Origin of the sequence: Rhizobium sp. JAB6 (genome assembly GCF_003024605.1) — a bacterium.
In the GTDB taxonomy this organism is placed as follows: domain Bacteria; phylum Pseudomonadota; class Alphaproteobacteria; order Rhizobiales; family Rhizobiaceae; genus Rhizobium.
This window is the reverse complement of the sequence record NZ_PYJQ01000009.1, coordinates 876,166-901,533: the sequence shown is the minus strand read 5'-3', so window position 1 is coordinate 901,533 and position 25,368 is coordinate 876,166. Positions and strand designations below refer to the sequence as shown.

Genomic DNA, 25,368 nt, shown 5'->3' with positions numbered 1-25,368 from the left:
AGCCGATTTCATTTATTTGATCGCTTTCGCGGAATATTCATCCGGCCTCGGCTCCGGTGCCGGCCTGTCCCGCAAAAACCTTCACGAGCCAGTCTATGAAGACGCGGACCCGCGGCGAAAGCTGGCGGCTGCGCGGATAGAGCATCGAGACGGGCGTTCGGGTCGGTGGGTAGTCCTCGAGGACATGCAGCAGTTCACCCGATCGTATGGCTTCCTCGGCGTGATAGCGCGGAACCTGGATCAGCCCGAGGCCGAGTTTGGCCGCGGTGAAATAGCTCTCGGCTGCGTTGACGGTGATGGTTGCAGGCAAAGTGATCTCGCGCACCGCGCCGTCGATCTGGAATTCCAGCGGCAGCAATCCGCCCGTCGCAGACGAGCGGAACCCGATCATCCGATGTCCGTCGAGCCTATCCGGATGGGTTGGCATGCCGAAACGATGGACATAAATGGACGCGGCAAGCGTCACTTCCTCCAGCATCGCGACGCGCCGGCCGATCATGTCGCTATCCTGCAGCGTGCCGACCCGCAGCACGCAATCGATGCCCTCGCGGATGAGATCGACGAACCGGTCGCCCTCGGTGATCTGCAATTCGATATCGGGATAGGTTTCGAGAAAGGAGGGGAGGTTCGGCAGGACGAAATGCCGCGCAAGCGTGCCGTGCACATCGACGCGCAGGACCCCCTTCGGCTTTGCGCCGGCAAAGGCGCCTTCAGCATCCTCGATGTCGGAGAGGATGCGCAGGCAGCGCTGGTAATAGGCTTCGCCGTCGAGCGTCGGGCTCACATGCCGCGTCGTGCGCTGCAGCAGGCGCACGCCAAGGCGGGTCTCGAGCTGCTTGATGGCATCCGTCACGGTCGAGCGGGGCAGGCCGGTGTCTTCTGCCGCCAGCGTGAAGCTGCGCCGCTCGACGACCCGGCAGAACACCCGCATTGCATCGAATCTGTCCATATTATTTGTTCGCCGATTTCGGATAGTGATGCCGATTATTGGCCGATTATCCGTCGCATGAAAAGAGGCATCTTCTCCTCATCGAAACGCGCTGAGGCGCACATCAACGAAGGATGATGAAATGAACAGCGATTCCAATAAGGTAGCAATCGTCACCGGCGCATCGCGCGGCATCGGCGCCGCGATTGCCGAGCGTCTGGCCGAAGACGGCTTCACCGTCGTCATCAACTATTCCGGCAGCGAGGCCGCCGCCGAGGAGCTCGCCCGCAAAATCGAGGAAAAGGGCGGCAAGGCCTTGACTGCGAAAGCCGATGTCTCCGATGCGGAAGCCGCACGCCGTATGTTCGACGCTGCGGAAACTGCCTTCGGCGGCGTCGATGTCCTTGTCAACAATGCCGGCATCATGCAGCTTGCCAGGATTGCCGATGCCGGCGATGAGCATTTTGATCGCCATATCGCCATCAACCTCAAGGGCACGTTCAATACGCTGCGCGAAGCCGGCAAGCGCCTGCGGGACGGCGGCCGCATCGTCAACCTCTCGACCAGCATCGTCGGCCTCAAGCTCGAAACCTATGGCGTCTATGCCGCGACTAAGGCTGCGGTCGAGCTTCTGACCGGCATCATGGCGAAGGAACTGCGCGGCCGCTCGATAACGGTCAATGCCGTCGCCCCCGGCCCGACGGCCACCGATCTTTTCCTCAACGGCAAGAGCGACGAGCTCATCGACCGCATGGCCAAGATGAACCCGCTGGAACGCCTGGGCACGCCGCAGGACATTGCCGCCGCCGTCTCCTTCCTCGTCGGTCCCGATGGCGGCTGGATCAACGGCCAGACGCTGCGCGCCAATGGCGGCATGATCTGAGCAGCCAATGAGGCGGCAGGCAATCCCTGCCGTCCTCCACTTCATCGTCAATAACAGCCAAGCCAGTAAAGGAACAAGATCATGAGCAAGCAAGTCATCGTTATTACCGGCGCATCGAGCGGCTTCGGCGCTTTGACGGCACGCGCCCTCGCCAAGGCAGGCCATATGGTCTATGCCGGCATCCGCGAAACCAAGGGACGCAATGCGGCGCAGGTCGAGGCAGCGGCGGCGTTCGCCAAGGAGAACGGCGTCGATCTCAGAACCGTCGAGCTCGATGTTACATCGGACGTTTCCGTCGAAGCCGGCGTTGCCGCCGTCATCGCCGAGCAAGGCCGCATCGATACCATCGTCCACAATGCCGGCCACATGTCCTTCGGCCCGGCGGAAGCCTTTACGCCCGAGCAGTTTGCCGAGCTCTACGACATCAACGTGCTCAGCACCCAGCGGGTCAATCGCGCCGTGCTGCCTTATATGCGCAGGCAAGGAAAAGGGCTGGTCGTCTGGGTTTCCTCTTCCAGCACGCGCGGCGGCACGCCGCCGTACCTCTCGCCTTATTTCGCAGCCAAGGCGGCAATGGATTCGCTTGCCGTTTCCTACGCGTCGGAGCTGACACGCTGGGGCATCGAGACCACCATCATCGTGCCCGGCGCCTTCACTAAGGGAACCAACCATTTTGCCCATTCCGGTTCGCCGACCGACAAGGCTCGCGCCGCCGAATATGACAATGGTCCCTATGCCGGCGTTCCCGATCAAGCGCTGAAGGGGCTCGCCTCGCTGGAGCCGGCGGATGCCGATGCCGCGTCGGTCGCGACCGCCATTGTCGATGTCGTCGGCATGCCGTTTGGCACGCGGCCATTCCGCACCCACATAGACCCCTCGGAAGATGGTGCGGAAATCGTCAACGGTGTTGCCGACCGGGTGCGCGCGGAACTCTTCCGGCGCATCGGTCTGGAGGATTTGCTGAGGCCCGCCGTAAAGGGCTGAGACCGTGTTGCCATCCCCCAGCGTCAAATCGCCGCTTCTGTGCCACAGGAGCGGCGATGACTGACGTGCATCGAAACTATTTTGTGCAGGACGGCATTCCAAGCCTTAGAGTTTCGTACTAAAGCGAATCCTTCAGAGGGTCGGGAGATATCCATGGACGCGAAGGACATTGGTGAAATTGCCAGCTGGGTCATACAGGCCGGCCTCAAGGGTATGACGGAAGTCGATATCCTCTCGGGTTTCTGCGAGCAGTGCCGTCAGCATGGCCTGAACCTCGATCGCGCCATGGCACTAATGGATACGCTGCACCCGGTCTATGAGGGCCGCGCCTTCCGCTGGGACGGCAACCAGATTATCGAGCGCGAGTTCGAGTATGGCCCGACGCAACAGGGGATCGCCTCCGAAAACTGGCAGCGTTCCGCCTTCTATCACATGCTGACGACCGGTGGTGACGAGGTGCGCCGGCGTATCGGCTTCGGCGATCCAACAGATTTCTATGGACTCGATACGCTGCTTGCCGATGGTCATACCGACTACATCGCCATGGTGCACCGTTTCGAAGAGGGCGGCACGATCGGCGAGATGGATTGCTTCTATTCCAACTTCGCCACCGCACATGAGGTGGGCTTTCCGGAAGAGGATTTGCGTGTACTGCGCAAGCTGACGCCGGCACTTGCCCTCGCCATCAAATGCACCGGCATGAGCCGCATTGCCCGCACCATTGCGGAAGTCTATCTCGGGGAAGATGCTGCCAGGCATGTGCTTGAAGGCAAGATTACCCGCGGCAAGACCGAACGGATTTCGGCCGCGCTCTGGTTTTCCGATCTCGCCAACTACACGCGCATTTCGGATACGGCCGAGCCGGATGAAATCATACCGATGCTGAATGCCTATGCCGATGCGGTGATCTCCTCGATCCATGAGGCGGGCGGCAACGTGCTGAAGCTCATCGGCGACGGCACGCTGGCGATCTTCAAGGCCCGCAATTCCGCCGATGCCTGCGCCGCTGCGCTGATGGCGGAATCGTTGCTGCGCCAGCGGCTGCGCGATCTCAATTCGCAGCGGCAGATCGAAGGCCGGCCCGTAACGGACGTCTATCTCGGCCTGCATATCGGCGATGTCTTCTATGGCAATATCGGCAGCATGGACCGGCTGGATTTCACGGTCATCGGGCCGGCTGTCAACGAAGTCAGCCGCATCGCCTCGATGTGCCGATCGGCCGACCGAAACGTCCTGATGTCGTCGAACTTCGTCGAGGCGCTGTCAGGCCAGCAAAGCAACGATCTCGTTTCCGTCGGCCGTTACGCGCTGCGCGGCGTCAAGCGGCCGCAGGAATTGTTCACGCTGCTTTCTTCAGCGGCCTGACCCTGCGTGACCTGTTTCAGCGGCGACCGGCGGCAAACATCGGGCCACCCTTGCTTGCCGGGAAGCCGTAGCCGTTGATCATCACGAGATCGATATCGCTGGCGCGCGCGGCGATGCCTTCCGAAAGCAGGGTGTCGCCTTCGTCAACCATGGCTTTCAGCAGACGGCTCACGATCTCATCCGCGGTGAAGCTCTTCGGCACGATGCCTTTCTCGGCGCGAGCAGCTTCGATCATGGCCGTTACCTCGGGATCAACAGTGCGGTTGCCCTCGGGATAGGCGTACCAGCCGCGGCCGGTCTTCTGGCCGAAACGGCCGGCTTCGCAGAGCCGGTCGGCGATGACGACGTAGCGCTCCGAAGGATCGCGCGTCGCCGCCTGCCGCTTGCGGCGCGCCCAGGCGATTTCCAGACCCGCCATGTCGAACACTGCAAAAGGCCCCATCGGAAAGCCGTAGGCTTCCAGAGCCGCGTCGATCTCCTGCGGCGAAGCACCGTCCTCGACCATGTATTCGGCCTCGCGGCGATAGGCGGAAAAGATACGGTTGCCGATGAAGCCTTCGGTGACGCCCGATACGACAGGCAGCTTGCCGAGCCGCTTTGCGAGGGCAAGGGCTGTTGCCAGCACATCCGGCGCCGTCTTCTTGCAATTCACCACTTCCAGGAGGCGCATGATATGCGCCGGCGAGAAGAAATGCAGCCCCAAGACGCGCTCTGGCAGTTTGGTGGCCGCAGCAATGACATCGGGATCGAGATAGCTGGTATTGGTCGCAAGGATCGTGTCGGCTCGAACGATGCCGTCGAGGCGCTGGAAGAGCTCCGTCTTGACGGCGAGATCATCGAAGACGGCCTCGATGACGATGTCGGCCTGGACGAGCTGCTGCATATCGGCGGTAACGGTCAGCCGGCTGAGGCGATCTTCGCGGCCAGCGGCGTCGACACGGCCGGATTGCACGGCCTTATCAAGGAGACCGGCGATTCGGTCGCGGCCCTTCTCCGCTGCTTCGGCATTCTGCTCGATGCCGATGACGCGGTAACCGCCATTGAGGGCGGAGACGGTAATGCCCGATCCCATCAGACCGGTGCCGACAATGCCGATGGTTTCGATCTTGCGTGGAGCGACGGCCTCCAGTCCCTCGACCTTGCCCGCGGCCCGTTCCGCGAAGAAGACATGACGTAACGCTGCCGCCTCTTCGCTGTCGCGAAGGGTAATAAAGGTACGGCGTTCTTCGGCCAGTCCCTCTAAAAGAGGCGCGGTCGCTGCCAGGCGCACGAGACGGACGGCCTCGGCCGGTGCGCGCTGGCCGCGGGCCTTGCGCAATGCGTCCGATGCCGCCTTCTCAATAGCTTCCACCGTTCCAGAAGGAATGGATAGATAACCGGTGCGGCGCACCGCAGCGGCGCTGATTGATTTCGCATCAGCGATGGCGTCCGCGAGCAGAATATTATTAGACACGCTATCGACGATACCGAGCTTCAACGCTTCGGCCGCCGATACGATGCGGCCACTGGCGATCATGTCGATGGCGGCGGCGATCCCAATCAGGCGTGGGAGGCGCTGCGTGCCGCCGGCGCCGGGTACGATGCCGAGCTTGACTTCGGGAAAGCCGAGCTTCGCGGACGGCGCGGCAAGGCGGCGATGGCAGGCAAGCGCCACTTCCAGGCCGCCGCCAAGCCCTGCGCCATTGATTGCGGCGACAACGGGTTTGGCAAAGGCTTCGATGCGCGAGATGACGTCAGGTAGATGCGGCTCGACCGGCGGTTTGCCGAATTCCTTGATGTCGGCGCCGCCGATGAAGCTGCTGCCCGCGCCGGTCAGCACGACGCCGACCACTGCGTCATCCTTCTCCGCATATTCGAATGCGGCCGCCAGGCCGGCCCTGACATCGGAGGAGAGCGCATTGACGGGTGCGTTGTCGATGGTGACGACGAGGATCCCGTCGGTCAGCGCCGCCGAGATAGTGTCCGAAAAGCGCAATGCCGACATGAGCTACTACTCCGTGCGATATTATTCCGGGATGACGGCCGTCGCCTGGATCTCGATCTTCGCGCGATCCTCGACGAGGGCGACGACCTGCACGGCGGCCATGGCGGGGAAGTGCCGGCCGATGATCTCGCGATAGGCCTGACCGATCCCCTTCAGATTGCCGAGATATTCCTGCTTGTCGGTAAAATACCAGGTCATCGAGGTGATGTGCTTCGGCTCGGCGCCGCCTTCCGCGAGGATGGCGACGACATTCTTCAGCGTCTGACGCACCTGCTCGACGAAATCGTCGCTTTCGAATTCGCATGCGGCATTCCAGCCGACCTGACCGCCGACGAATACCATGCGGCCCGTCGCCGCCATGCCATTGGCATAGCCGATCGGCTTGGCCCAGCCCTCAGGTTGCAGGATCGTGTGCATCGGTCGTCTCCAGATGAGAGGTCAGCGCGGCGCGGAGATCATCCGGCCATTCAATGGATCTATGCGTATCGAGCGAGGTGGCGACCACACGGTGCTTGGCCGTCCATAGCAGATGGCCGTTCGCCGAAACTTGATGTTGCAGATCGAGCGAGGAGCGGCCGATACCATGGACCGAAAGTGCGAATTCGAGATTGTCGCCCTGCAGACCCGGCTTGATGAAGGTCAGATCGAGCCGCACGGTGGGAACACCGATGCGGCGGTCGTCGATCAGCTTTCGCCAGGAAAAGCCGATCGAGGCGAAATAGTCCTCCAGCACCCCGACGAGGATGTTCAGATAGGAGGGGAAGTAAGCGATCCCGGAGGGATCGCAATCTCCGAACCGCAGGGGTCTGGTGGTCTTGAATGCCAAGGCGGGCCTCAGTTCGAAAAAGCGGCGATGCCGGTGATGGCGCGGCCGAGGATGAGGGCGTGGATGTCGTGCGTCCCCTCATAGGTGTTGACCACTTCGAGGTTAACGAGGTGACGCGCAATGCCGAACTCATCCGAAATGCCGTTACCACCCAGCATGTCGCGGGCGGCGCGGGCGATATCCAGCGCCTTGCCGCAGCTGTTGCGCTTGAGGATGGAGGTCAGCTCGACCGGCGGATGGCCTTCTTCCTTCATGCGGCCGAGGCGCAGGCAGCCTTGCAGGCCAAGCGTGATCTCGGTCACCATGTCGGCAAGCTTTTTCTGGATCAGCTGGTTGGCGGCAAGGGGACGGCCGAACTGTTTGCGGTCGAGCACATATTGGCGTGCCCGGGCATAGCAATCCTCCGCCGCGCCGAGCGCACCCCAGGCAATGCCGAAGCGTGCGGAGTTGAGGCAGGTGAAGGGGCCCTTGAGGCCGGATACGTTCGGCATCAGATTTTCTTCGGGCACGAAGACATCGTCCATCACCACTTCGCCGGTGATGGAAGCACGCAGGCCCACCTTGCCGTGAATGGCGGGTGCCGACAAACCCTTCCAGCCCTTTTCAAGGATGAAGCCGCGGATGAGGCCATCCTCGGTCTTTGCCCAGACGACGAAGACATCGGCGATCGGCGCATTGGAAATCCAGGTCTTGGCACCGGTCAGGCTGTAACCGCCATCGACCTTCCTTGCGCGTGTGACCATCGAGCCGGGATCGGAGCCGTGATTCGGCTCCGTGAGGCCGAAGCAGCCGATCCATTCGCCGGTCGCAAGCTTCGGCAGGTATTTCTGCTTCTGCGCATCCGAACCGAAAGTCTCGATAGGCACCATGACGAGCGAAGACTGAACGCTCATCATCGAGCGATAGCCGCTGTCGACGCGCTCGACTTCACGGGCGATCAGGCCATAGGCGACGTAGCTGAGGCCGGCGCCGCCATATTCCGGAGAGATCGTCGGGCCGAGCAGGCCGAGTTCGCCCATCTCGCGGAAGATCGCCGGATCCGTCTTTTCGTGGCGGAAGGCTTCGAGTACGCGAGGGGCGAGCTTTTCCTGCGCGTAGGAATGCGCGGTATCCAGCACCATGCGTTCGTCGTCGCTCAGCTGTTCCGTCAGCCGAAACGGGTCGGCCCAATCGAAAATCTCGCGGCTCATGCTGGTATCTCCCATTAATTGGTCTTCAAAAGTTCGCGCGCGACGATGAGTTTCTGAACTTCCGTCGCACCTTCATAGATGCGAAGCGCGCGGATCTCCCGATAGAGTTTTTCCGTTATCTCGCCCGATTTCACACCGCGTCCACCGAAGAGCTGGACGGCGCGGTCGATGACGCTCTGCGCGGTTTCCGTCGCCGTCATCTTGGCCATGGCCGCCTCGCGCGTCGTCGGCAAGCGCTGCACGTCGCGACGCCAGGCTGCCCGGTAGGTAAGCAATGCCGCCGCGTCGATGCCGGTCGCCATATCGCCGAGGGCGGCCTGCGTCAACTGAAGGTCGGCAAGGGCGGCGCCGAACATCGGACGAGACCGCGCATGGGCCAGCGATTCATCGAGGGCGCGGCGGGCAAAGCCGAGGGCGGCAGCGGCGACCGAAGCGCGGAAGATATCGAGCGTGCGCATGGCGATCTTGAAGCCTTCGCCCGGCGAGCCGAGGCGGCGCGAAGCGGGAATGCGGCACTTGTCGAAGCGGATCGTCGCCAGCGGATGCGGCGCGATCACCTCGATGCGCTCGGCAATCGAGAAGCCGGGATCATCGGCAAAGACGACGAAGGCAGAGATGCCCCGGGTCCCCGGCGCTTCGCCGGTGCGCGCGAAGACAGTGTAGACGTCGGCAATGCCGCCGTTGGAAATCCAGGTCTTCTCGCCGTCGAGGATATACTGATCACCTTCGATGCGGGCAGCGCAGCTCATCGCCGCCACATCGGAGCCGGCATCCTTTTCCGATAGCGCGAAGGCCGCGAGCCAGTCACCCGAGCGCACCTTGGGCAGAACGGCGGCGCGCAATTCGGGCGAGCCAGACAGGCCAATGGCGCCGGTGCCAAGGCCCTGCATGGCAAAGGCGAAATCGGCGAGGCCATCATGCCAGGTCAGCGTTTCGCGGGCGAGGCAGACCATGCGGGAATCGATCAGCGGCTCGCTGTCGGACGAACCGGTTGCGGCGGTGAGAAGCCCGGCTTCGCCCAGCCCCTTGACCAGCTTCCGGCAGGCGCCATCGACATCGGCATGATCGATCGACGCCATGACGCCGGATCTTGCGAAGGTATCGACCTCTACGGCAAAGCGATGATGGCGCTCCTCGAAGAAGGGCCACTCCAGATGATCGCGGGTCGGACGGGGGAGGTTGCTTGCCGTGGACATTCCCTCAATCCCCCTGGAATTCCGGCCGGCGCTTGGCGGCGAAAGCCTCGAAAGCGCGGCGGAAATCCTGCGTCGCCATGCAGATCGCTTGGGCTTGCGCTTCGGATTCGATCATTTCATCGATGCCCATCGCCCATTCCTGGTTCAGCATGGTCTTGGTCATGCCGTGGGCGAACCACGGACCGTCGGCCAGCGAGCGGGCAAGCTTGATTGCTTCGTTCTCCATATCGGCGCCGGCATGCAGGCCGTTATAGAAGCCCCAGGCCTGTCCTTCTGCTGCCGTCATCGAGCGGCCGGTGAAGAGGAGTTCGGCGGCGCGACCCTGGCCGATGATGCGGGGCAGGATGCCGCAAGCGCCCATGTCCGCACCGGCAAGGCCAACGCGGGTAAAGAGGAAGGCCGTCTTGGCTTCGGGCGTTGCGAGCCTCAGATCGGAGGCCATGGCGAGGATGGCGCCGGCGCCGGCGCAGATGCCGTCGACTGCCGAGACGATCGGCTGGGGGCACTTACGCATCGCCTTGACGAGATCGCCGGTCATACGCGTGAAGGCCAGAAGCTCGGGCATTGCCATGCGGGTCAGCGGCTCGATGATTTCGAAGACATCGCCGCCCGAGGAGAAATTGCCACCGGCGCCGGTCAGCACGATGGCGCGGATATCGGACGCATAGACGAGATCGCGGAAGAGATCGCGCAGTTCGGCATAGCTGTCGAAGGTCAACGGGTTCTTACGCTCGGGGCGGTTCAGGCGGATGGTTGCGACGCGGCCGTCTTCGCTGATATCCCAGAGGAAGTGCTGCGGCTTATAATCCCTGAAGGGCCTCAGATGCCCCTTCATCGTCATATCTAGATCGCTCATCGCTCAAATCTCCCCACCGGCAACCGCAATCGCCTGTCCATTGATCGATGCCGCGGCCGGAGAGGCCAGCCAGAGCACGGTATCGGCCACTTCTTCCGGCTTGATAAGACGTCCCTGCGGATTGAACTTCGTAAACTCGGCAAGCGCCTGTTCGGCCGAACGCCCGGTCTTGGCGACGATCGTCTCGATCGAACGCCGGATGATCGGCGTATCGGTAAAGCCGGGGCAGACCGCGTTGACGGTGATGCCGGTCTTCGCCAGCTCCAGCGCCAGCGAGCGGGTGAGGCCGACGACGCCATGCTTGGCGGCGACGTAAGCCGAGACGTAAGCGTAGCCTTTCAGGCCAGCCGTCGAGGCGATGTTGATGATGCGAGCACCGGAGCCGCGGGCTTTCAGGTCCGGAAGGGCGGCCTGGGTCACCACGAAGACACCGGTGAGGTCGACCGAGAGAACGTGGTTCCAGGCCTCCAAGGTCGTTTTCTCGAAGGGCGCACTCGGCGCTTCACCGGCATTGTTGACGAGGATATCGACCGGGCCGAATTTTTCGCGTGCCTTGACAAGGCCTCGGGCAACGGCGTCGGTGCTGGTGACATCGAAGCTGTCGACCACGAAACCAGCTGCACCGATTTCGGCGGCAACCGCTTCCAGCGGCTCGCGGCGGCGGCCGGCTAGGCTTACATGCGCGCCTTCGGCGGCGAGCGCCTTGGCGATCGCGGCGCCTATGCCGCTGCCCGCCCCGGTGATAAGGGCGTGACGGCCGGCGAGTTTGCCCGAAGTCGTCATCTCATCCTCATTTCGCCGGTGCTGCCGTGGCAGCGCGGGCGAGGTTGGTTTCATACTGAGTCTTGCCGGAAAGATATTGCTTCGGCCAGGGAATGGAAGTCAGGCCGATCTTCGCCGCTTCATGCAGCGACCAGGCCGGATCCGCCAGATGCGGGCGGGCGATGGCGCAGAGGTCGGCACGGCCGGCGGCGATAATCGAATTGGCGTGATCCGCTTCTGAAATCGCACCGACGGCGATCGTCGGGATACCGATCTCGTTGCGGATCTTGTCGGAGAAGGGCGTTTGAAACAAGCGGCCATAGACCGGCTTTTCCTGTTTGGAGACCTGGCCCGAGGAGCAGTCGATCAGGTCGGCGCCTGCTTCCTTGAACATGCGGGCGAAGATCGCCGCATCTTCGGGCGTATTGCCGCCATCGGTCCAGTCATGGCAGGAAAGACGAACCGATATCGGCTTGCCCGCCGGCCAGATCGCGCGCATAGCCCTGAAGATCTCCAGCGGGTATCGGGCGCGGTTTTCATGGCTGCCGCCATATTCGTCGTCGCGCAGATTGGTGAGCGGCGACAGGAAGCTCGATAGCAGATAGCCGTGGGCGCAGTGCAGCTCCAGCCAGTCGGCGCCGGTTTCGATGGCAAGCTCGGTCGAGCGGATAAAATCGGCTTTGACGCGCTCCATATCGGCGCGATCCATGGCCTTCGGCACCTGGCTGTTCTTGAGATAGGGGATCGCCGATGCCGAGATCAGCGGCCACTCGCCTTCGGCTAGCGGCTGGTCGATGCCTTCCCAGGCGAGCTTCGTCGCGCCCTTACGTCCGGCATGGCCGAGCTGGATGCCGACCTTGGCGGCGCTATTCGTGTGAACGAAGTCGACGAGCCGCTTCCACTGTGTCGCCTGCTCCTCGTTCCAGAGGCCAAGGCAGCCAGGCGTGATGCGGGCATCTGGAGTGACGCAGGTCATTTCCGCGAAGATCAGCCCCGCGCCGCCAAGCGCCCGCGAGCCGAGATGGACGATATGGAAGTCGTTCATCACGCCATTCTCGGCCGAATACATGGCCATCGGCGAGACGACGATACGGTTGACGAGTTGAACGTCGCGCAGGCGATAGGGTGTGAACATCGGTGGGAGGCAGCGGTCGTTGCCGACGGCTAGACCGGATTTTTCCGCGAACCAGCGCTCGTATCCTTCGAGCCAGTCCTTGTCCCGCAATCGCAGATTTTCGTGGCTGATGCGCTGCGAGCGGGTCAGCATCGAATACATGAATTGCGGCGGCTCGAGCGTATCGGCATAGCGGCGCCCGACGACCTCGAACCATTCCATGGCATTGCGGGCGGCATTCTGGATACGTGCGACATCGACGCGGCGGATTTCCTCGTAGGTTTCGAGGACGGCCGGTATCTTGTCCTTCTCATGCCCGTGGATCTGGAACTGGCGAGTGAGCTCGATAGCGTCATCGATGGCAAGCTTGGTGCCGGAGCCGATGGCGAAATGGGCGGTGTGGGCGGCATCGCCCATCAGCACGACATGGGAATTGCCGTTGAAATGGCTCCACTTGCCGCAGATCAGGCGGTTGAAGTTCAGCCAGGCCGAGCCGCGGATATGGCGGGCGTTGGTCATCAGCGAAGCGCCCTCGAGCACTTCGGAGAACAGGTTTTCGCAGAAGGCGATGGAGCCGTCCTGGTCCATCTTGTCGAGGCCATGGGCGAGATAGGCTTCCTCGGTCGTCTCGACGATGAAGGTCGAGGTCTTGTCGTCGAACTTGTAGATATGCGCCTGGAACCAGCCGTGATCGGTGCGGCGGAAATCGAAGGTGAAGGCGTCGAAGAGCTTTTTGGTGCCGAGCCAGATATAGCGGTTCGGCCGGGTGATCATATCGGGCTGGAAGACTTCCGGATAATGATTGCGGATCTTCGAATTGAGGCCGTCGGAGCCGATGACCAGATCGGCATCCGGATAGTCGAGATCGGAATTCACTTCCGTTTCGAAGATCAGTTCGACGCCGAGGGCCTCGCAGCGGCGCTGCAGGATGTTCAAAAGCTTCTTGCGGCCGATGCCGACGAAGCCGTGGCCAGAGGTGCGCTGGCGCGTGCCCTTGAACAGGACTTCGATATCGTCCCAATGGTTGAACGCGTCCTCGATTTCGGCGGCACTTTCGGGATCCCATTCCCGCATGGATACCATGGTCGCATCGGAGAAGACGACGCCCCAGCCGAAGGTATCATAGGGCCGATTGCGCTCGACGACACGGATCGAATGTTCGGGATGGAGCTTCTTCATTAGAAGCGCGAAGTAAAGCCCTGCGGGGCCGCCGCCGATACAGACGATGCGCATCGCTTTTCCCTCCTCGTTCGGCAGAAGCCGGTCTCAAAATAATTTAAGTTTAAAATATCTTGTTGGCGCCATTCGTCAAGGCTTTTCCTGCCTGAATCTGGGGAGGGGTGACGGCCATGATCCTGCGAAAACCGGGAATTTTCCTTCTAAATCAATGGGAATTCAAAGGTAGTTTAGGCTTAAAATTTCTTGCTTGAACATTCCGCGCTTCAGTGCGATCTTTTTAGCAACGCCACATGCGCCGCGGGGAAACGGCGGTCGTGGCGACTTGATCGATAAGAACGCGGGAGCAAGGCAATGCTGGGACCGACCGGTCATACCGATACATTCACGCGAGACAATCTGCCGCCCTTCGATGAATGGCCCGAGCTGCGGATGGAGGGTTTCGACTATCCGGAATGGCTGAATGCCGGCTTCGAACTCAGCGACCGGATGGTGGAGAAGGGTTTTGCCGATCACGTGGCCCTGATCGGCAACGGCCGCCGCCGGACTTACAAGGAGCTGGCGGACTGGACCAACCGCATCGCCCACGCTCTCGTCGAGAATTTCAGCGTCAAGCCCGGCAACCGCGTTCTCATCCGCTCCGGCAACAACCCGGCCATGATTGCCTGCTGGCTGGCGGTGACGAAGGTCGGCGCTGTTGCCGTCAATACCATGCCGATGCTGCGGGCGGGCGAGCTTTCGAAGATCATCGACAAGGCGGAAATCTCGTTTGCGCTTTGCGATACCAGGCTGCTGGAGGAACTCGTCGCCGCAGCCAAGGACAGCCGCTTCCTGAAGCAGGTGGTTGGCTTCGACGGCACCGCCAACCACGATGCCGAGCTTGACAGGATCGCGCTCAACAAGCCCGTCCGCTTCGAGCCGGTCAAAACCGGGCGGGATGACGTGGCGCTGCTCGGCTTCACTTCGGGCTCGACAGGCGTGCCAAAGGCGACGATGCATTTCCATCGCGATATCCTGATCATCGCCGACGGCTATGCGAAGGAAGTGTTGCAGGTGACGCCGGATGACGTCTTCATCGGCTCGCCGCCGATTGCCTTCACCTTCGGGCTCGGCGGCCTGGTCGTCTTCCCCTTGCGCTTCGGCGCATCGACGGCGCTGCTGGAAAACGCTTCGCCGAAGAACATGGTCGAGATCATCCAGGAGTACGGCGCGACCATCAGCTTCACCGCACCAACGGCCTATCGCGCCATGCTGGCGGCGATGGAGGAGGGGGCGGATCTATCCTCGCTTCGGGTTGCGGTGTCCGCCGGCGAGACACTGCCGGGTCCGATCTTCGAGGAGTGGACGCGCAAGACCGGCAAGCCGATCCTCGACGGCATCGGTTCCACCGAGATGCTCCACATCTTCATCTCCAATCATCTCTCCGATGCCAAGCCGAACTGCACGGGAAAGCCGCTGAGGGGCTATGAGGCTCGCGTGGTGGATGACGAGATGAACGAGGTTCCCTGCGGCACGATCGGCAAACTCGTCGTTCGGGGGCCGATCGGCTGCCGCTATCTCGCCGACCGCAGGCAGGCCGATTATGTGCGGGATGGCTGGAATGTGACCGGCGACAGCTTCATTCAGGACGAGGAGGGTTATTTCCATTTCGCCGCCCGCTCCGACGACATCATTCTTTCGGCCGGTTACAATATTGCCGGGCCGGAGGTGGAGGCAGCCCTTCTTTCGCATGCCGATGTGCTTGAATGCGCCGTGATAGGCAAGCCGGACGAGGAGCGCGGCCATATCGTACAGGCCCATGTGGTGCTGGCGCCGGGTGTCACAGGATCGGATCTGCTGGTCAAGGCGCTGCAGGATCATGTCAAGGCCGTTATTGCACCCTACAAATATCCGCGTTCCATCGTCTTCGTCGAAGCTTTGCCGAAGACGGAGTCCGGCAAGATACAGCGCTTCCGCCTGCGTAACTGAGGATACCGTCAGGCGAAGTCTTGCTTTACTTACCCGGATCCTTCGGGCTCCACAGCACGGTTTCGGCATGTTTTTCATAAGCCATGCCCTTGGGATAGCTGATGGCCTCGAACTGCAAACCCCAAGGCGCCTGGAAATAAAGGATCGACTGGCCGGCTGCGGGGCCGTCTGTGATTGAGAGCGGCCCCAGCCGTGTTTCGACGTTCCGGCTGTCCAGATAAGCCTTTGCTGCATCAATGTCGTCTACATAGAGCGAGATGTGAAACGCGCCGATATCGCTGTTCTTCTGCTTGAGGTCCCGTTGATCGGGCGCTGAATATTCGAACAGTTCGATGTTCGAACCGAAACCGCACCGCACCTGGGTTATCTGTTTTATCTCAGCCTTGGGATGGACGCCGAGCAGATCGGTCATGAATGTGCCCTTATCGTCGGCAAACGGGCCGAACGACATGATGATTTCGCAGCCGAGCACGTTTTTGAAGAAATCGACCGCCTGCTTCATGTCCGGCACCGTCAATCCCGTATGGTCGTGACCACGAAGACCGGGCAGGCCGGTGGCCTTTGCTGCTGCTGAAACAGGATCCTTCATGGGGTCTTCCCTTTCCTTATGCCGACGCTGTCGCAGTCTCGCTGACACCTGCAGCGCAATTGATGATCTTCATGCATCGGACGCTTCCATGAGGCTTTCGCGACCGAGCCAGTGCGGGTCCACCTCCGGCAGGGGGATGGCGTCGAGCAGCATGCGGGTATAGGCGGAAGCGGGCGCGGTGAAGACGCGCTCGCAATCGCCTTCCTCTTCGACGCGGCCGTGGCGCATGACATAGACGCGGTTGCAGATGGCACGGATGACCGAGAGGTCGTGGCTGATGAAGGCCATCGAGAGGCCGAGATCGCGCGAAAGCTCCTTCAGCAGATTCAGAACCTGCGCCTGGGTCGACACGTCGAGGCCGGAGACGATCTCGTCGGCGAGCACGAAATCCGGCTTCAGCAGGGCCGCACGTGCGATGCCGACGCGCTGGCGCTGGCCGCCTGAGAGTTCATGCGGATTGCGGTCGAGGCATGCCTGCGGCAGCGTCACACGTTCGAGAATTGCAGCCGCATGGTGCTCGGCTTCTTTCCTGTCTGAAGCCAGCCTATGCAGCAGCAGCGGCTCGACGAGGATGCGGCGGATCGTGTGGCGCGGATTGAGCGAAGCCATCGGGTCCTGAAAGATCATTTGCATGCGTCGACGCAGCGGCCGCATCTCCGAGTCCGGCAGACGCGTGATGTCTCGGCCGTCGAAATGGATACTGCCTGCGGTTACATCGACCAGCCGCAGCAAGGCGCGGCCGAGCGTCGTCTTGCCCGAGCCGCTTTCGCCGACGATGCCGATGGTTTCACCGCGGCGGACACCGATATCGACGCCGTGCAGCACCTTGATGCCAAGGCCCGGCGGTCCGAAAAGGTGCCTCTTGGCGCCATAGGTGACCTCCATGCCTTTAGCGGACAGCAGATGATCGGAAACGCTCATCGGCCACCCTCCGACATGCCGATTTCGCGACGCAGCTGATCGAAGACTGCCTGTGGGACCGGCGTCAGCCCCGCATCCGGCCGATCGTAACGAGGACCGGCGGCAAGAAGCGATTTCGTGTAGATGTGCCGGGGATGGGCGAGCACCTCACTCGTGCGCCCCTCTTCGATAATCTTGCCGGCGTAGAGCAGCGTGACGCTATCGCAAATCTGGGCGACCACGCCGAGATCGTGCGTGACGAAGATAACGGCGGTGCCGTGCGCTTCCTGCAGGCCGCGGATCAGCCGCAGGATCTGCTTCTGCACGGTGACGTCGAGCGCGGTGGTCGGCTCGTCGGCGACAACCAGTTTCGGCTCCAGCGCGAAAGCGGCGGCAATCAGGATGCGCTGGCGCATGCCGCCGGACAATTCGTGCGGGTAGGCATGCAATACACGTTCGGGATCGCGGATATGCACTTCCTCCAGGAGCTTCAGCGCACGACGGCGGGCATCGCCTGATGACATGCCCCGCTTCAATCGCAGGCCGTCGGTCAGCTGTGCCTCGATGCGGCGGCCGGGATTGAGGGCGGTTTGCGGGTCCTGCGGGATCAGCGAGATCTCGTTGCCCATGATGCCGCGCAATTCCTTGGAGGACAGCGTGAGGAGATTGCGGTCTTCGAACAGGATCGATCCGCTCGTGATGCGGACGCTGCGCGGCAGGATACCTAGCAGGGCTTTGGCAATGGTCGATTTTCCGGCGCCGCTTTCGCCGACCAGCCCGCGTACTTCGCCGCGCTCAAGCGTAAGGGAAACATCGCGGAGAATCGCTGAGCCGCCATCGCGGTCGGAGACGGCGTTGAGGCCGGCAATGGAGAGAAGCGGAGATGTCATCGGCGCATTACCGGATCGAGGGCGCGGCGCAGGCCGTCACCGAGTTGATTGAAGGCAAGCACCGCCGCAAAGAGCGCGATCAGCGGCACGACCAGCACCCACCAGCCCTGATAGATCATCTGCCGCCCCTCGGCGATCATGCCGCCCCAGGTCGGTGTGTCCGAAGCGACCGACAGGCCGACGAAGGACAGAATGGCTTCGACGATGACGGCTATACCCATTTCCAGGCTGACAAGGGCGATCAGCACCGGCGTCACATTAGGCAGGATCTCGCTGAAGAGGATTTTGGCCCGCGAAAAGCCGATCGTATGGGCGGCGGTCACATAATCCATCCGCGCCTGTGCCTGCGTTTCGGACCGCACGACGCGGCAGAAGCGCGTCCAGTCGATGATGACGATGGCGGCGATGACCGAATGCACTCCGGAGCCGAAGACGGCGACGAGCAGGATCGAGAGAAGCACCGGCGGAAAGGCCATCCAAATGTCGACGAGGCGGGAGATCACCTTGTCGATCCAGCCGCCGTACCAGCCGGAGAGAAGCCCGAGCAGCGTACCAATGAAGGCTGCGAGGCCGGCTGCGACGAAGGCGACCGTCAGCGCGATGCGCGTGCCGAAGATGGCGCGGGAGAGCACGTCGCGGCCGAGATCGTCCGTGCCTAGCAGGAAGCCCGGATCGGAACCCTCGATCCAAGCCGGCGGCAAGGTGCCGGACATCAGATCCTGCTCCAGCGGATCCTTCGGCGCGATATAGGGCGCGAAGATCGCGAGGATGAGGAGGATGAGAATGAAGCCGCCGCCCAAGATCACCTTCGGCTCGGCGAGCAATGCGCGCAGGCGTTTCGCCATCCTGGAGGGCGATCGAGGCATGGCGTGCGGGGTGGCGTCAACCATGGGCGAGCCTCGGATTGAAGGCCGCGACCAGGAGATCGACCGCCAGATTGACGAGAATGAAGAGGGCGCCGAAGACCAATACCAAGCCCTGGATCAGCGGCAGGTCGCGATTGATGACGGCATCGATCGCCATGTTGCCGATGCCGGGATACGCGAAAATACGCTCGACGATGACGGTGCCGCCGATCAGGAAGGTGAATTGCACGCCGGTCAGTGCGATCGTCGGCCCAACGGCATTGCGCAGCGCCTCCTGCAGCACCAACCGCAGCTCGGACATGCCCTTCAGCTTGGCGAGCAGGATATAGTCCTGCACCATGGCCTCGGAGAGTGCGGCTTTCAGCACACGGGCAATAATTGCGGCGAGCGGCAGGCCGAGTGCCAAGACCGGCATGACCATATGGGCACAGATATCGGCGAAGATCCCAAAGCGAAGCGTCAGCAGGCTTTCAACCAGGTGGAAGGGGGTCGCGAATTGCGCGTCGATGCTCGGGTCGATGCGGCCGGAGAGCGGGAAAAGCGGAAAGAGGACGCCGAGGACAAGAACTAGCGCCAATGCCCAGACGAAATCCGGAACGGCAAGAAAAAGGCCGTTGAGGCTGTCGATCACGGGCTCGAAAATCGTGCGCCGGGCAAGCGTGCCGATGATCGCGACCGCGCCGCCGAGAAGGACCGCCAGGACGAGTGCTGCGAAGGCGAGTTCCAGCGTTGCGGGAAGGCGCTCTCCGAGCAGAGAAAGCACATCGCGTTTGAGGGAGATCGAGGTGCCGAAATCGCCTATCAGAACCGATTTCAGCCACAGCCAGAACTGCGTGGTCAGGCTCGCATCAAGGCCGTAATGAGCGCGGAGTGCCGCTATATCGGCGGGGCTTGCGCCCGGCGAGATCATCATCGCGATCGGATCGCCTGGGACGACGCGCAAAAGGACGAAGACGATCACCGCCACTCCGAAGAGGGTGATGGCGGCCATGATCAGCCGGTTGAGAATGGAGATTGCTATCATGCGTTATGGGTTCCGATCGCACGGCTATGGCGCTGAAGAGTCCTAAAGCCCCTCATCCGCCCTGTCGGGCACCTTCTCCCCGTTTTGACGGGGAGAAGGGGGAAGGAGGCACCTGCAGCCTATCCCCAACCGCCTGTTCACGCGAGGGAACAGAGATCGTTGCCTCTCCCCGCGGGCGGGGAGAGGGCTAGGGTGAAGGGCAAGGCTACACGCTCAAAAGCATCAAGCCTTCGACACCAGCGTCGGCTGCAGAGCGCCCGAGACGTTCGGCGTGACCTTCAGGCTCGATTTGTAGACGATCGGCTGGGCATATTGCAGCAGCGGGATCACATAGCCCTGTTCGGCGATGTATTTGATCGCCGCCTTCCAGCCGGCAATGCGCTTCGCCTCGTCCTTTTCCACCCAGAGCGGCCCCAGCATATCGTCGACATCCTTGGTCTTCCAGGCCGAGTGCGGCGAAGGGCCGAACATGGCAAAGCCGGCCGAGGTCGTGGGATCACCGATGGCGTTGCCCCAGTTGTAGAAGGCGGCCGGGCCGAGCTGATGGGCGGCGCGCAGCTCGTAATGCTTGGCGATTTCGTAGACTTCGATCTCAGCCTCAATGCCGACCTTGCGCCACATGCCGACGATCGCCTGAATCATCTCGTAATCCTTCGGCTTGAAGCCGCGGGTGGTCTTGATGCCGAACTTTACCGGCTTTTCCGGCGAGTAGCCGCTGGCCGCCAGCAGCTTCTTGGCCTGCTCCGGGTCGTAAGGAATCTTCACGGATGCGTCATAGGCTTCGTATTCCGGCGCTTCCAGCGTCGACAGCGGCTTGCCGTAGCCGCGCAGGAGCCGCTTGATGATCGCTTCCTTGTCGATCGCCATATTGGCGGCGAGGCGGACATTCTTGTCGAGCATCGGATCGACATTGCTGATGAAGATCATGCCGATGTCGGAGACCGGCGTGGCGACACCGGCAAGGCCCGATTTTTTCTTCAGACGGTCGAAATCCTCATAGGGAATTTCCAGCGTCACGTCGGATGAGCCGGATTCGATTTCGGCGACGCGGCTCGTCGTATCCGGCACGAACTTGAAGATGACCGTGTCGAAGGCAGGCTTACCGCCGAAATAGTTCGGGTTTGCCTTCAGGCGCAGGTAGGAATTGCCCTCATAGGCATCGACCATGTAGGGGCCGGTGCCGATCGGCTTCTTTTCGAAGCCTTGCGCGCCTACCTTGGTGTAGTAATCCTTCGGCAGGACATAGCCGGTGAGGAAGGCCATCCATTTGAAGAAGGTCGGCTCAAAGCGGACGACATCGCCGGTGATGCGGTTGCCTTCCACCTTGTAATTGTTGGCGGTCGACCAGATGAATTGGATCGGATTGCCCGTCTCCTGCTTGGCGGCGCGCTCCAGCGACCAGACGACATCGTCTGGGGTGAACTTGGAACCGTCGTGCCAGGTCACGCCCTCGCGCACGTCCATCCAGACCTTGGTCTTGTCGTCGTTCCAACCCCAGGCGGTCAGCAGGCCCGGCTGGAATTTCAAGTCCGGCCCCTGGCCGATAAACTGGTCGAAGACCGAGCGATAGATCGCCTGGATCGTCGGGTTGACGGCGGACGGGCCGGTCGTCGGGTCGAAGGATGGCAGGTTGACGTTGAAAGCGATGGTGAGCGTGCCGGCTTCGGCAGCTTCGACAGGCGTTCTGCCGGCCAGAATCCCGGTTATGAATGCGGCTGCGCCGAGGCTCAGGGCCTCGCGCCGAGTAAGTGTTGTCATGGTCACTCCGTTCCCCTGTTAAGCGACAGAAAAGCATGACGCCCAACTGCCGCTGGCGATTTATTGTCGGAATGTTTTAATCTTAAAATACGTATTTCTGAGCGGCAAGCGCTTTCTCTCGTGTTTTCAAAGAATCCGACGCTTTTGCGGCATTCATATTATATGCATATCCATATATGTAGGCTGCTGACTATGTACTGCAGGCTCCAATTCGGAATAATAGAAATGACAGTTCCCGGCTTCGGCCAGTACCGCATTAAGCCGCATGTCATATTTGTTCGTTGACAGCTTAAGGAAGTTCAAAATATGATTTTGCAAATGATTTAAGACAAGCCCGGAAGGGCAAAGGGGTAACGTCATGGCCGAGCGATCGTTTGCGCGCGAGGTCGAGGATCTGAAGCTCGGGGAAGGCGACATCTTCCGCGGCGAGGGTATTCTCGCGATCACCAAGGCACTTCTGCAGTCCGGTGTTTCCTATGTGGGCGGATATCAAGGCTCGCCGATTTCCCATCTCATGGACGTGCTGGCCGACGCCAAGGACGTGATGCAGGACCTGGGCGTTCATTTCGAGACATCGGCATCGGAAGCCGCCGCGGCCGCCATGCTATCGGCTTCCGTCATGTACCCGGTGCGTGGCGCCGTCACCTGGAAATCGACGGCGGGAACGAACGTCGCCTCAGACGCGCTTTCCAACCTGTCTTCCGGCGGTGTGACCGGCGGCGCACTGATCATCATCGGCGAGGATTACGGCGAGGGCTCCTCGATCATGCAGGAGCGCAGTCATGCCTATGCGATGAAATCGCAAATGTGGCTGCTCAATCCGCGCCCGAACCTGCCGTCGATCGTGAAGGCGGTGGAGGAGGGATTCGAGCTTTCGGAGGCTTCGAACACGCCGGTCATGCTGCAGGTCGGCATCCGCAGCTGTCATGTGCATGGCCAGTTCGTCGCCAAGGACAACAAGCGTCCCGCCTATACGCTGAAGCAGGCGCTTGAAAATCCGGTTCGCGACGTCAACCGGATCGTGCTGCCGCCAGCCTCCTTCGTGCACGAGAAGGAGAAGCTGGAAAAGCGCTGGCCGGCGGCGGTTGATTTCATCGGGAAGCGTCAGCTCAACGAGCATTTCGGACCCTCCGAGGGCGATGTCGGGATTATCCTGCTCGGGGGGATGTATAATGGCGTGCTGCGCGCGCTGCAGCAACTCGGGCTTGCCGACGTCTACGGCAATTCCGCTGTGCCGCTGTATGTCCTTAACGTCGCCTATCCGCTGGTCGACGATCAAATCGCCGAATTCTGCGCCAACAAGAAGGCGGTGCTGATGGTGGAGGAGGGGGCGCCCGAATATATCGAGCAGTCCCTGAACACCATCCTGCGCCGCCGCGACATACAGACCAAGGTCGCGGGCAAGGATGTCCTGCCGATGGGCGGCGAATATACCGCGCCGGTGCTGATGAAGGGCATCAAGAATTTCCTGGAGGTCCACCAACGCGTGCTGCTCGGCAACCAGCCGCCGCTCCCGGACCCGACGCCGATCCTCAACGATCCGAAAATCAAGGCGCTCGCCGAAGTGGTGCCGCCGCGTCCGCCCGGTTTCTGCATCGGATGTCCGGAGCGGCCGATCTTCGCTGCCATGAAGATGGTGGAGAGCGAACTCGGCCAGCATCACATATCGGGCGATATCGGTTGCCATCTCTTCTCGATTCTGCCGCCCTTCAATATCGGCAGCACGACCATGGGCTATGGGCTCGGGCCGGCCGCCGCCTCGGCCTTCAATGTCGAGGCCGACAAGCGTGTGATCTCGGTCATGGGCGACGGCGGCTTCTGGCACAACGGCCTTGCGACGTCGGTCGGCAATGCCGTCTTCAACAAGCAGGATGGGGTCATCCTCGTTGTCGACAATTATTATTCGGCGGCGACTGGCGGACAGGATATACCGTCTTCGCGTGCGCTGAACCCGCGCCGCAAGACCAACAATTCCATCGTCAATGCGGTCAAGGGCATCGGCGCCACCTGGGTGCGCCAGATCGACCGGACCTACGATGTCGCCAAGATGCGCGATACGCTGCGCGAAGCTTTGACCTCGAAGGAACCGGGGCCGAAGATCATCGTCGCCTCCTCCGAATGCATGCTCAACAAGCAGCGCCGCGTGAAGCCGCAATTCGCCAAGGCGGTGAAGGACGGCAGGCGCATGGTCAAGGAGCGCTTCGGTGTGGACGAAGATGTCTGCACCGGCGATCATGCCTGCATCCGCCTTTCCGGCTGTCCATCATTGTCGGTCAAGCATACCGATGATCCGCTGAAGGACGATCCGGTGGCGGCGATCGACAATAATTGCGTCGGATGCGGCAATTGCGGCGAGGTCTCGGAGGCGGCGGTGCTCTGTCCCTCCTTCTACCGGGCCGATATCATCCACAACCCGACGGGCTGGGATCGCTTCGTCGCCCGCATGCGCTCCGGCATCATCGGCTGGCTGCAGGCGCGCCGCCGCGCCGGCCGCATCGTCTTTTCGGATTGAGAGGGCGATATGAACGAGTACGTGAGCATGAGTGATCTTGGCGCTAACAGGCTTTCGACGGACAAGCCGCTGTCGCTTGCCATCCTCGCCATGGGCGGGCAAGGCGGCGGCGTACTGGCGGACTGGATTGTGGGTCTGGCCGAAGCGGAAGGATGGATGGCGCAGACGACCTCCGTGCCGGGCGTTGCCCAGCGGACGGGTGCGACGATCTACTATATCGAAATGCTGCCGCCGAAGGATGGTCACGCGCCTATTTTCTCGCTGATGCCAACTCCGGGCGATGTCGATGTCGTCATGGCCGCCGAACTGATGGAGGCTGGCCGATCGGTGTTGCGCGGCCTCGTCACGCCGGACAAGACGCTGCTGATCGCATCGACGCACCGCTCCTTTGCGGTAGCGGAAAAGGAGAAGCCGGGCGACGGTATCGGCAATGCCGAGGTGGTGGTCGACGCAACGGATTTCGCCGCCAAGCGCACCATCGCCTTCGATATGGAAACGATGGCCGTTAGGAACGGCAGCGTGATTTCGGCCTCCATGTTCGGGGCGCTCGCCGGCTCCGGCGCGCTGCCGTTCGGCAAGCAGGCTTTTGAAGCGATGATCCGCGCCGGTGGCAAGGGCATCGAGCCCAGCCTGAAAGCCTTCAATGCCGCCTTCGATCGCGTCAGGGAGAAGCCGCGCGATCCGGTTTCCGCAACGCCGCCCAAGCATTTCGATGCCTTGCCCGAGACGGCCGGTCACCCGGCCCTGGATCGCCTGGTCAATCGTATCCGCTCCGACTTCCCGGAAGTTGCCTGGCCGTTGCTGTTTGCCGGCGTTAAGAAGCTGACCGATTATCAGGATCCGGCCTATGCCGACGAATATCTGGGCCGCGTTGCGGCACTTCATGCGCTGGATCGTAAAGCCGGCGGCGCGGCCAAGGATTTCGCCTTTACCGTGCAGGCGGCGAAATATGTGGCCGTGGCCATGGCCTATGACGATGTCATCCGTGTTGCCGATCTGAAGGTCCGCAGCTCGCGCTTCGAGCGTGTGCGCAAGGAGGTCGGCGCCAAGGACGATCAGATCGTCTACATGACCGAATACATGCATCCGCGCATGGAGGAGGTCTGCGGCACGATGCCGAAGGCGATGGGTCTCTGGATCGAAAGCCGGCCGCGGCTGTTTGCCCGGCTCGACCGTTTCATCAACAAGGGGCGCCGCGTTCAGACGGGCACGCTTTTCTGGTTCCTCGCGCTCTACACGGTCTCGGCGCTGCGCCGCACCCGTCGCGGCACGTTGCGGCACGCGCGCGAGGTACAGCATCGCGAGGCCTGGTTGACGGCGGCTTCCAATCTGCTGGCTGCAAATTACGATCTTGCCGTCGAGGTGCTCGGCAACCGCCGCCTCGTCAAAGGCTATTCCGATACGCATGCGCGCGGACTTTCCAAGTTCGATCGCGTCATGTCGGCCTTGCCGCTTCTTCGCGAGCGCGAGGATGGAGCCGCCTGGATGAAGCGGCTGCGCCAGGCAGCGTTGCTGGACGAGCAGGGGACGGCGCTTGATGGCGCGTTGAAGACTGTCGAGACGCTTTGACACGATCACGCCGGTGGCCAGCGCGGAT

The 25,368-nt window shown here is 61.8% G+C and carries 21 protein-coding genes; 6 read left to right on the top strand and 15 right to left on the bottom strand.

Going from position 1 to position 25,368, the window contains the following annotated elements:
• Window positions 1-37: 37 nt before the first annotated feature.
• Window positions 38-949: a LysR family transcriptional regulator gene (locus tag C7U61_RS14335; protein WP_106998709.1), complete on the bottom strand. Its 912-nt coding sequence runs from the start codon at window positions 947-949 to the stop codon at window positions 38-40.
• A 121-nt stretch (window positions 950-1,070) separates the two neighbouring features.
• Between C7U61_RS14335 and C7U61_RS14330 the strand changes: the two genes are divergently transcribed.
• The 3 genes from C7U61_RS14330 (at window position 1,071) to C7U61_RS14320 (ending at window position 4,160) form a co-directional block, all read left to right on the top strand.
• Window positions 1,071-1,811, top strand: a complete 741-nt coding sequence (locus C7U61_RS14330; protein WP_106998708.1) for an SDR family oxidoreductase — start codon at window positions 1,071-1,073, stop codon at window positions 1,809-1,811.
• A gap of 81 nt (window positions 1,812-1,892) precedes the next feature.
• Window positions 1,893-2,795, top strand: coding sequence for an SDR family oxidoreductase (locus tag C7U61_RS14325; RefSeq protein ID WP_106998707.1), 903 nt, complete (start codon window positions 1,893-1,895; stop codon window positions 2,793-2,795).
• A 153-nt stretch (window positions 2,796-2,948) separates the two neighbouring features.
• A complete protein-coding gene (locus C7U61_RS14320; protein ID WP_106998706.1) occupies window positions 2,949-4,160 on the top strand; it encodes an adenylate/guanylate cyclase domain-containing protein in 1,212 nt (403 codons plus the stop codon).
• Window positions 4,161-4,176: 16 nt separating this feature from the next.
• Here the strand turns inward: C7U61_RS14320 and C7U61_RS14315 are convergent, their stop codons facing one another.
• The 8 genes from C7U61_RS14315 to C7U61_RS14280 are packed head-to-tail and all read right to left on the bottom strand — an operon-like array spanning window position 4,177 to window position 13,321.
• The gene (locus C7U61_RS14315) at window positions 4,177-6,144 is read right to left on the bottom strand and encodes a 3-hydroxyacyl-CoA dehydrogenase NAD-binding domain-containing protein (RefSeq protein ID WP_106998705.1); all 1,968 of its coding nucleotides are present in this window, start codon (window positions 6,142-6,144) and stop codon (window positions 4,177-4,179) included.
• 21 nt (window positions 6,145-6,165) lie between these two features.
• The gene (locus C7U61_RS14310; protein ID WP_069611780.1) at window positions 6,166-6,561 is read right to left on the bottom strand and encodes a RidA family protein; all 396 of its coding nucleotides are present in this window, start codon (window positions 6,559-6,561) and stop codon (window positions 6,166-6,168) included.
• Window positions 6,539-6,970: a thioesterase family protein gene (locus C7U61_RS14305; RefSeq protein WP_106998704.1), complete on the bottom strand. Its 432-nt coding sequence runs from the start codon at window positions 6,968-6,970 to the stop codon at window positions 6,539-6,541. Before C7U61_RS14305 ends, C7U61_RS14310 begins: the two co-directional genes overlap by 23 nt.
• 8 nt (window positions 6,971-6,978) lie before the next feature.
• Complete coding sequence (locus tag C7U61_RS14300) at window positions 6,979-8,160, bottom strand: acyl-CoA dehydrogenase (protein ID WP_106998703.1); 1,182 nt, start codon at window positions 8,158-8,160, stop codon at window positions 6,979-6,981.
• A gap of 14 nt (window positions 8,161-8,174) precedes the next feature.
• Window positions 8,175-9,356, bottom strand: a complete 1,182-nt coding sequence (locus tag C7U61_RS14295; protein WP_106998702.1) for an acyl-CoA dehydrogenase family protein — start codon at window positions 9,354-9,356, stop codon at window positions 8,175-8,177.
• Between the two features lie 4 nt (window positions 9,357-9,360).
• Window positions 9,361-10,212: an enoyl-CoA hydratase family protein gene (locus tag C7U61_RS14290; RefSeq protein ID WP_106998701.1), complete on the bottom strand. Its 852-nt coding sequence runs from the start codon at window positions 10,210-10,212 to the stop codon at window positions 9,361-9,363.
• 3 nt (window positions 10,213-10,215) lie between these two features.
• Window positions 10,216-10,995, bottom strand: coding sequence for an SDR family NAD(P)-dependent oxidoreductase (locus tag C7U61_RS14285; RefSeq protein ID WP_106998700.1), 780 nt, complete (start codon window positions 10,993-10,995; stop codon window positions 10,216-10,218).
• Between the two features lie 7 nt (window positions 10,996-11,002).
• Complete coding sequence (locus C7U61_RS14280) at window positions 11,003-13,321, bottom strand: bifunctional salicylyl-CoA 5-hydroxylase/oxidoreductase (protein ID WP_106998699.1); 2,319 nt, start codon at window positions 13,319-13,321, stop codon at window positions 11,003-11,005.
• A 297-nt stretch (window positions 13,322-13,618) separates the two neighbouring features.
• Here C7U61_RS14280 and C7U61_RS14275 point away from each other — a divergent pair, with 297 nt between their 5' ends.
• Window positions 13,619-15,232 carry an AMP-binding protein gene (locus tag C7U61_RS14275; protein WP_106998698.1) on the top strand — a complete coding sequence of 538 codons (1,614 nt, stop codon included), beginning with the start codon at window positions 13,619-13,621 and terminating at the stop codon, window positions 15,230-15,232.
• Between the two features lie 25 nt (window positions 15,233-15,257).
• Here the strand turns inward: C7U61_RS14275 and C7U61_RS14270 are convergent, their stop codons facing one another.
• The 6 genes from C7U61_RS14270 to C7U61_RS14245 all read right to left on the bottom strand — a co-directional run bounded on the left by C7U61_RS14270 (window position 15,258) and on the right by C7U61_RS14245 (window position 21,259).
• Window positions 15,258-15,821, bottom strand: a complete 564-nt coding sequence (locus tag C7U61_RS14270; RefSeq protein WP_106998697.1) for a VOC family protein — start codon at window positions 15,819-15,821, stop codon at window positions 15,258-15,260.
• A 69-nt stretch (window positions 15,822-15,890) separates the two neighbouring features.
• On the bottom strand, window positions 15,891-16,742 hold the full coding sequence (locus C7U61_RS14265) for an ABC transporter ATP-binding protein (RefSeq protein ID WP_106998696.1): 852 nt from the start codon (window positions 16,740-16,742) through the stop codon (window positions 15,891-15,893).
• The gene (locus C7U61_RS14260; RefSeq protein ID WP_106998695.1) at window positions 16,739-17,611 is read right to left on the bottom strand and encodes an ABC transporter ATP-binding protein; all 873 of its coding nucleotides are present in this window, start codon (window positions 17,609-17,611) and stop codon (window positions 16,739-16,741) included. Before C7U61_RS14260 ends, C7U61_RS14265 begins: the two co-directional genes overlap by 4 nt.
• Window positions 17,608-18,456 carry an ABC transporter permease gene (locus C7U61_RS14255; RefSeq protein WP_181315864.1) on the bottom strand — a complete coding sequence of 283 codons (849 nt, stop codon included), beginning with the start codon at window positions 18,454-18,456 and terminating at the stop codon, window positions 17,608-17,610. Before C7U61_RS14255 ends, C7U61_RS14260 begins: the two co-directional genes overlap by 4 nt.
• Window positions 18,457-18,493: 37 nt before the next feature.
• Window positions 18,494-19,501, bottom strand: coding sequence for an ABC transporter permease (locus C7U61_RS14250; protein WP_106998693.1), 1,008 nt, complete (start codon window positions 19,499-19,501; stop codon window positions 18,494-18,496).
• A 222-nt stretch (window positions 19,502-19,723) separates the two neighbouring features.
• Window positions 19,724-21,259, bottom strand: coding sequence for an ABC transporter substrate-binding protein (locus tag C7U61_RS14245; RefSeq protein WP_106998692.1), 1,536 nt, complete (start codon window positions 21,257-21,259; stop codon window positions 19,724-19,726).
• A gap of 358 nt (window positions 21,260-21,617) precedes the next feature.
• On the opposite strand from C7U61_RS14245, the gene C7U61_RS14240 reads away from it, so the two are divergent.
• Both C7U61_RS14240 and C7U61_RS14235 read left to right on the top strand, forming a co-directional pair.
• The gene (locus C7U61_RS14240; protein ID WP_106998691.1) at window positions 21,618-23,771 is read left to right on the top strand and encodes an indolepyruvate ferredoxin oxidoreductase subunit alpha; all 2,154 of its coding nucleotides are present in this window, start codon (window positions 21,618-21,620) and stop codon (window positions 23,769-23,771) included.
• Between the two features lie 9 nt (window positions 23,772-23,780).
• Complete coding sequence (locus tag C7U61_RS14235) at window positions 23,781-25,340, top strand: indolepyruvate oxidoreductase subunit beta family protein (RefSeq protein WP_106998690.1); 1,560 nt, start codon at window positions 23,781-23,783, stop codon at window positions 25,338-25,340.
• The last annotated feature ends 28 nt before the right edge of the window (window positions 25,341-25,368 follow it).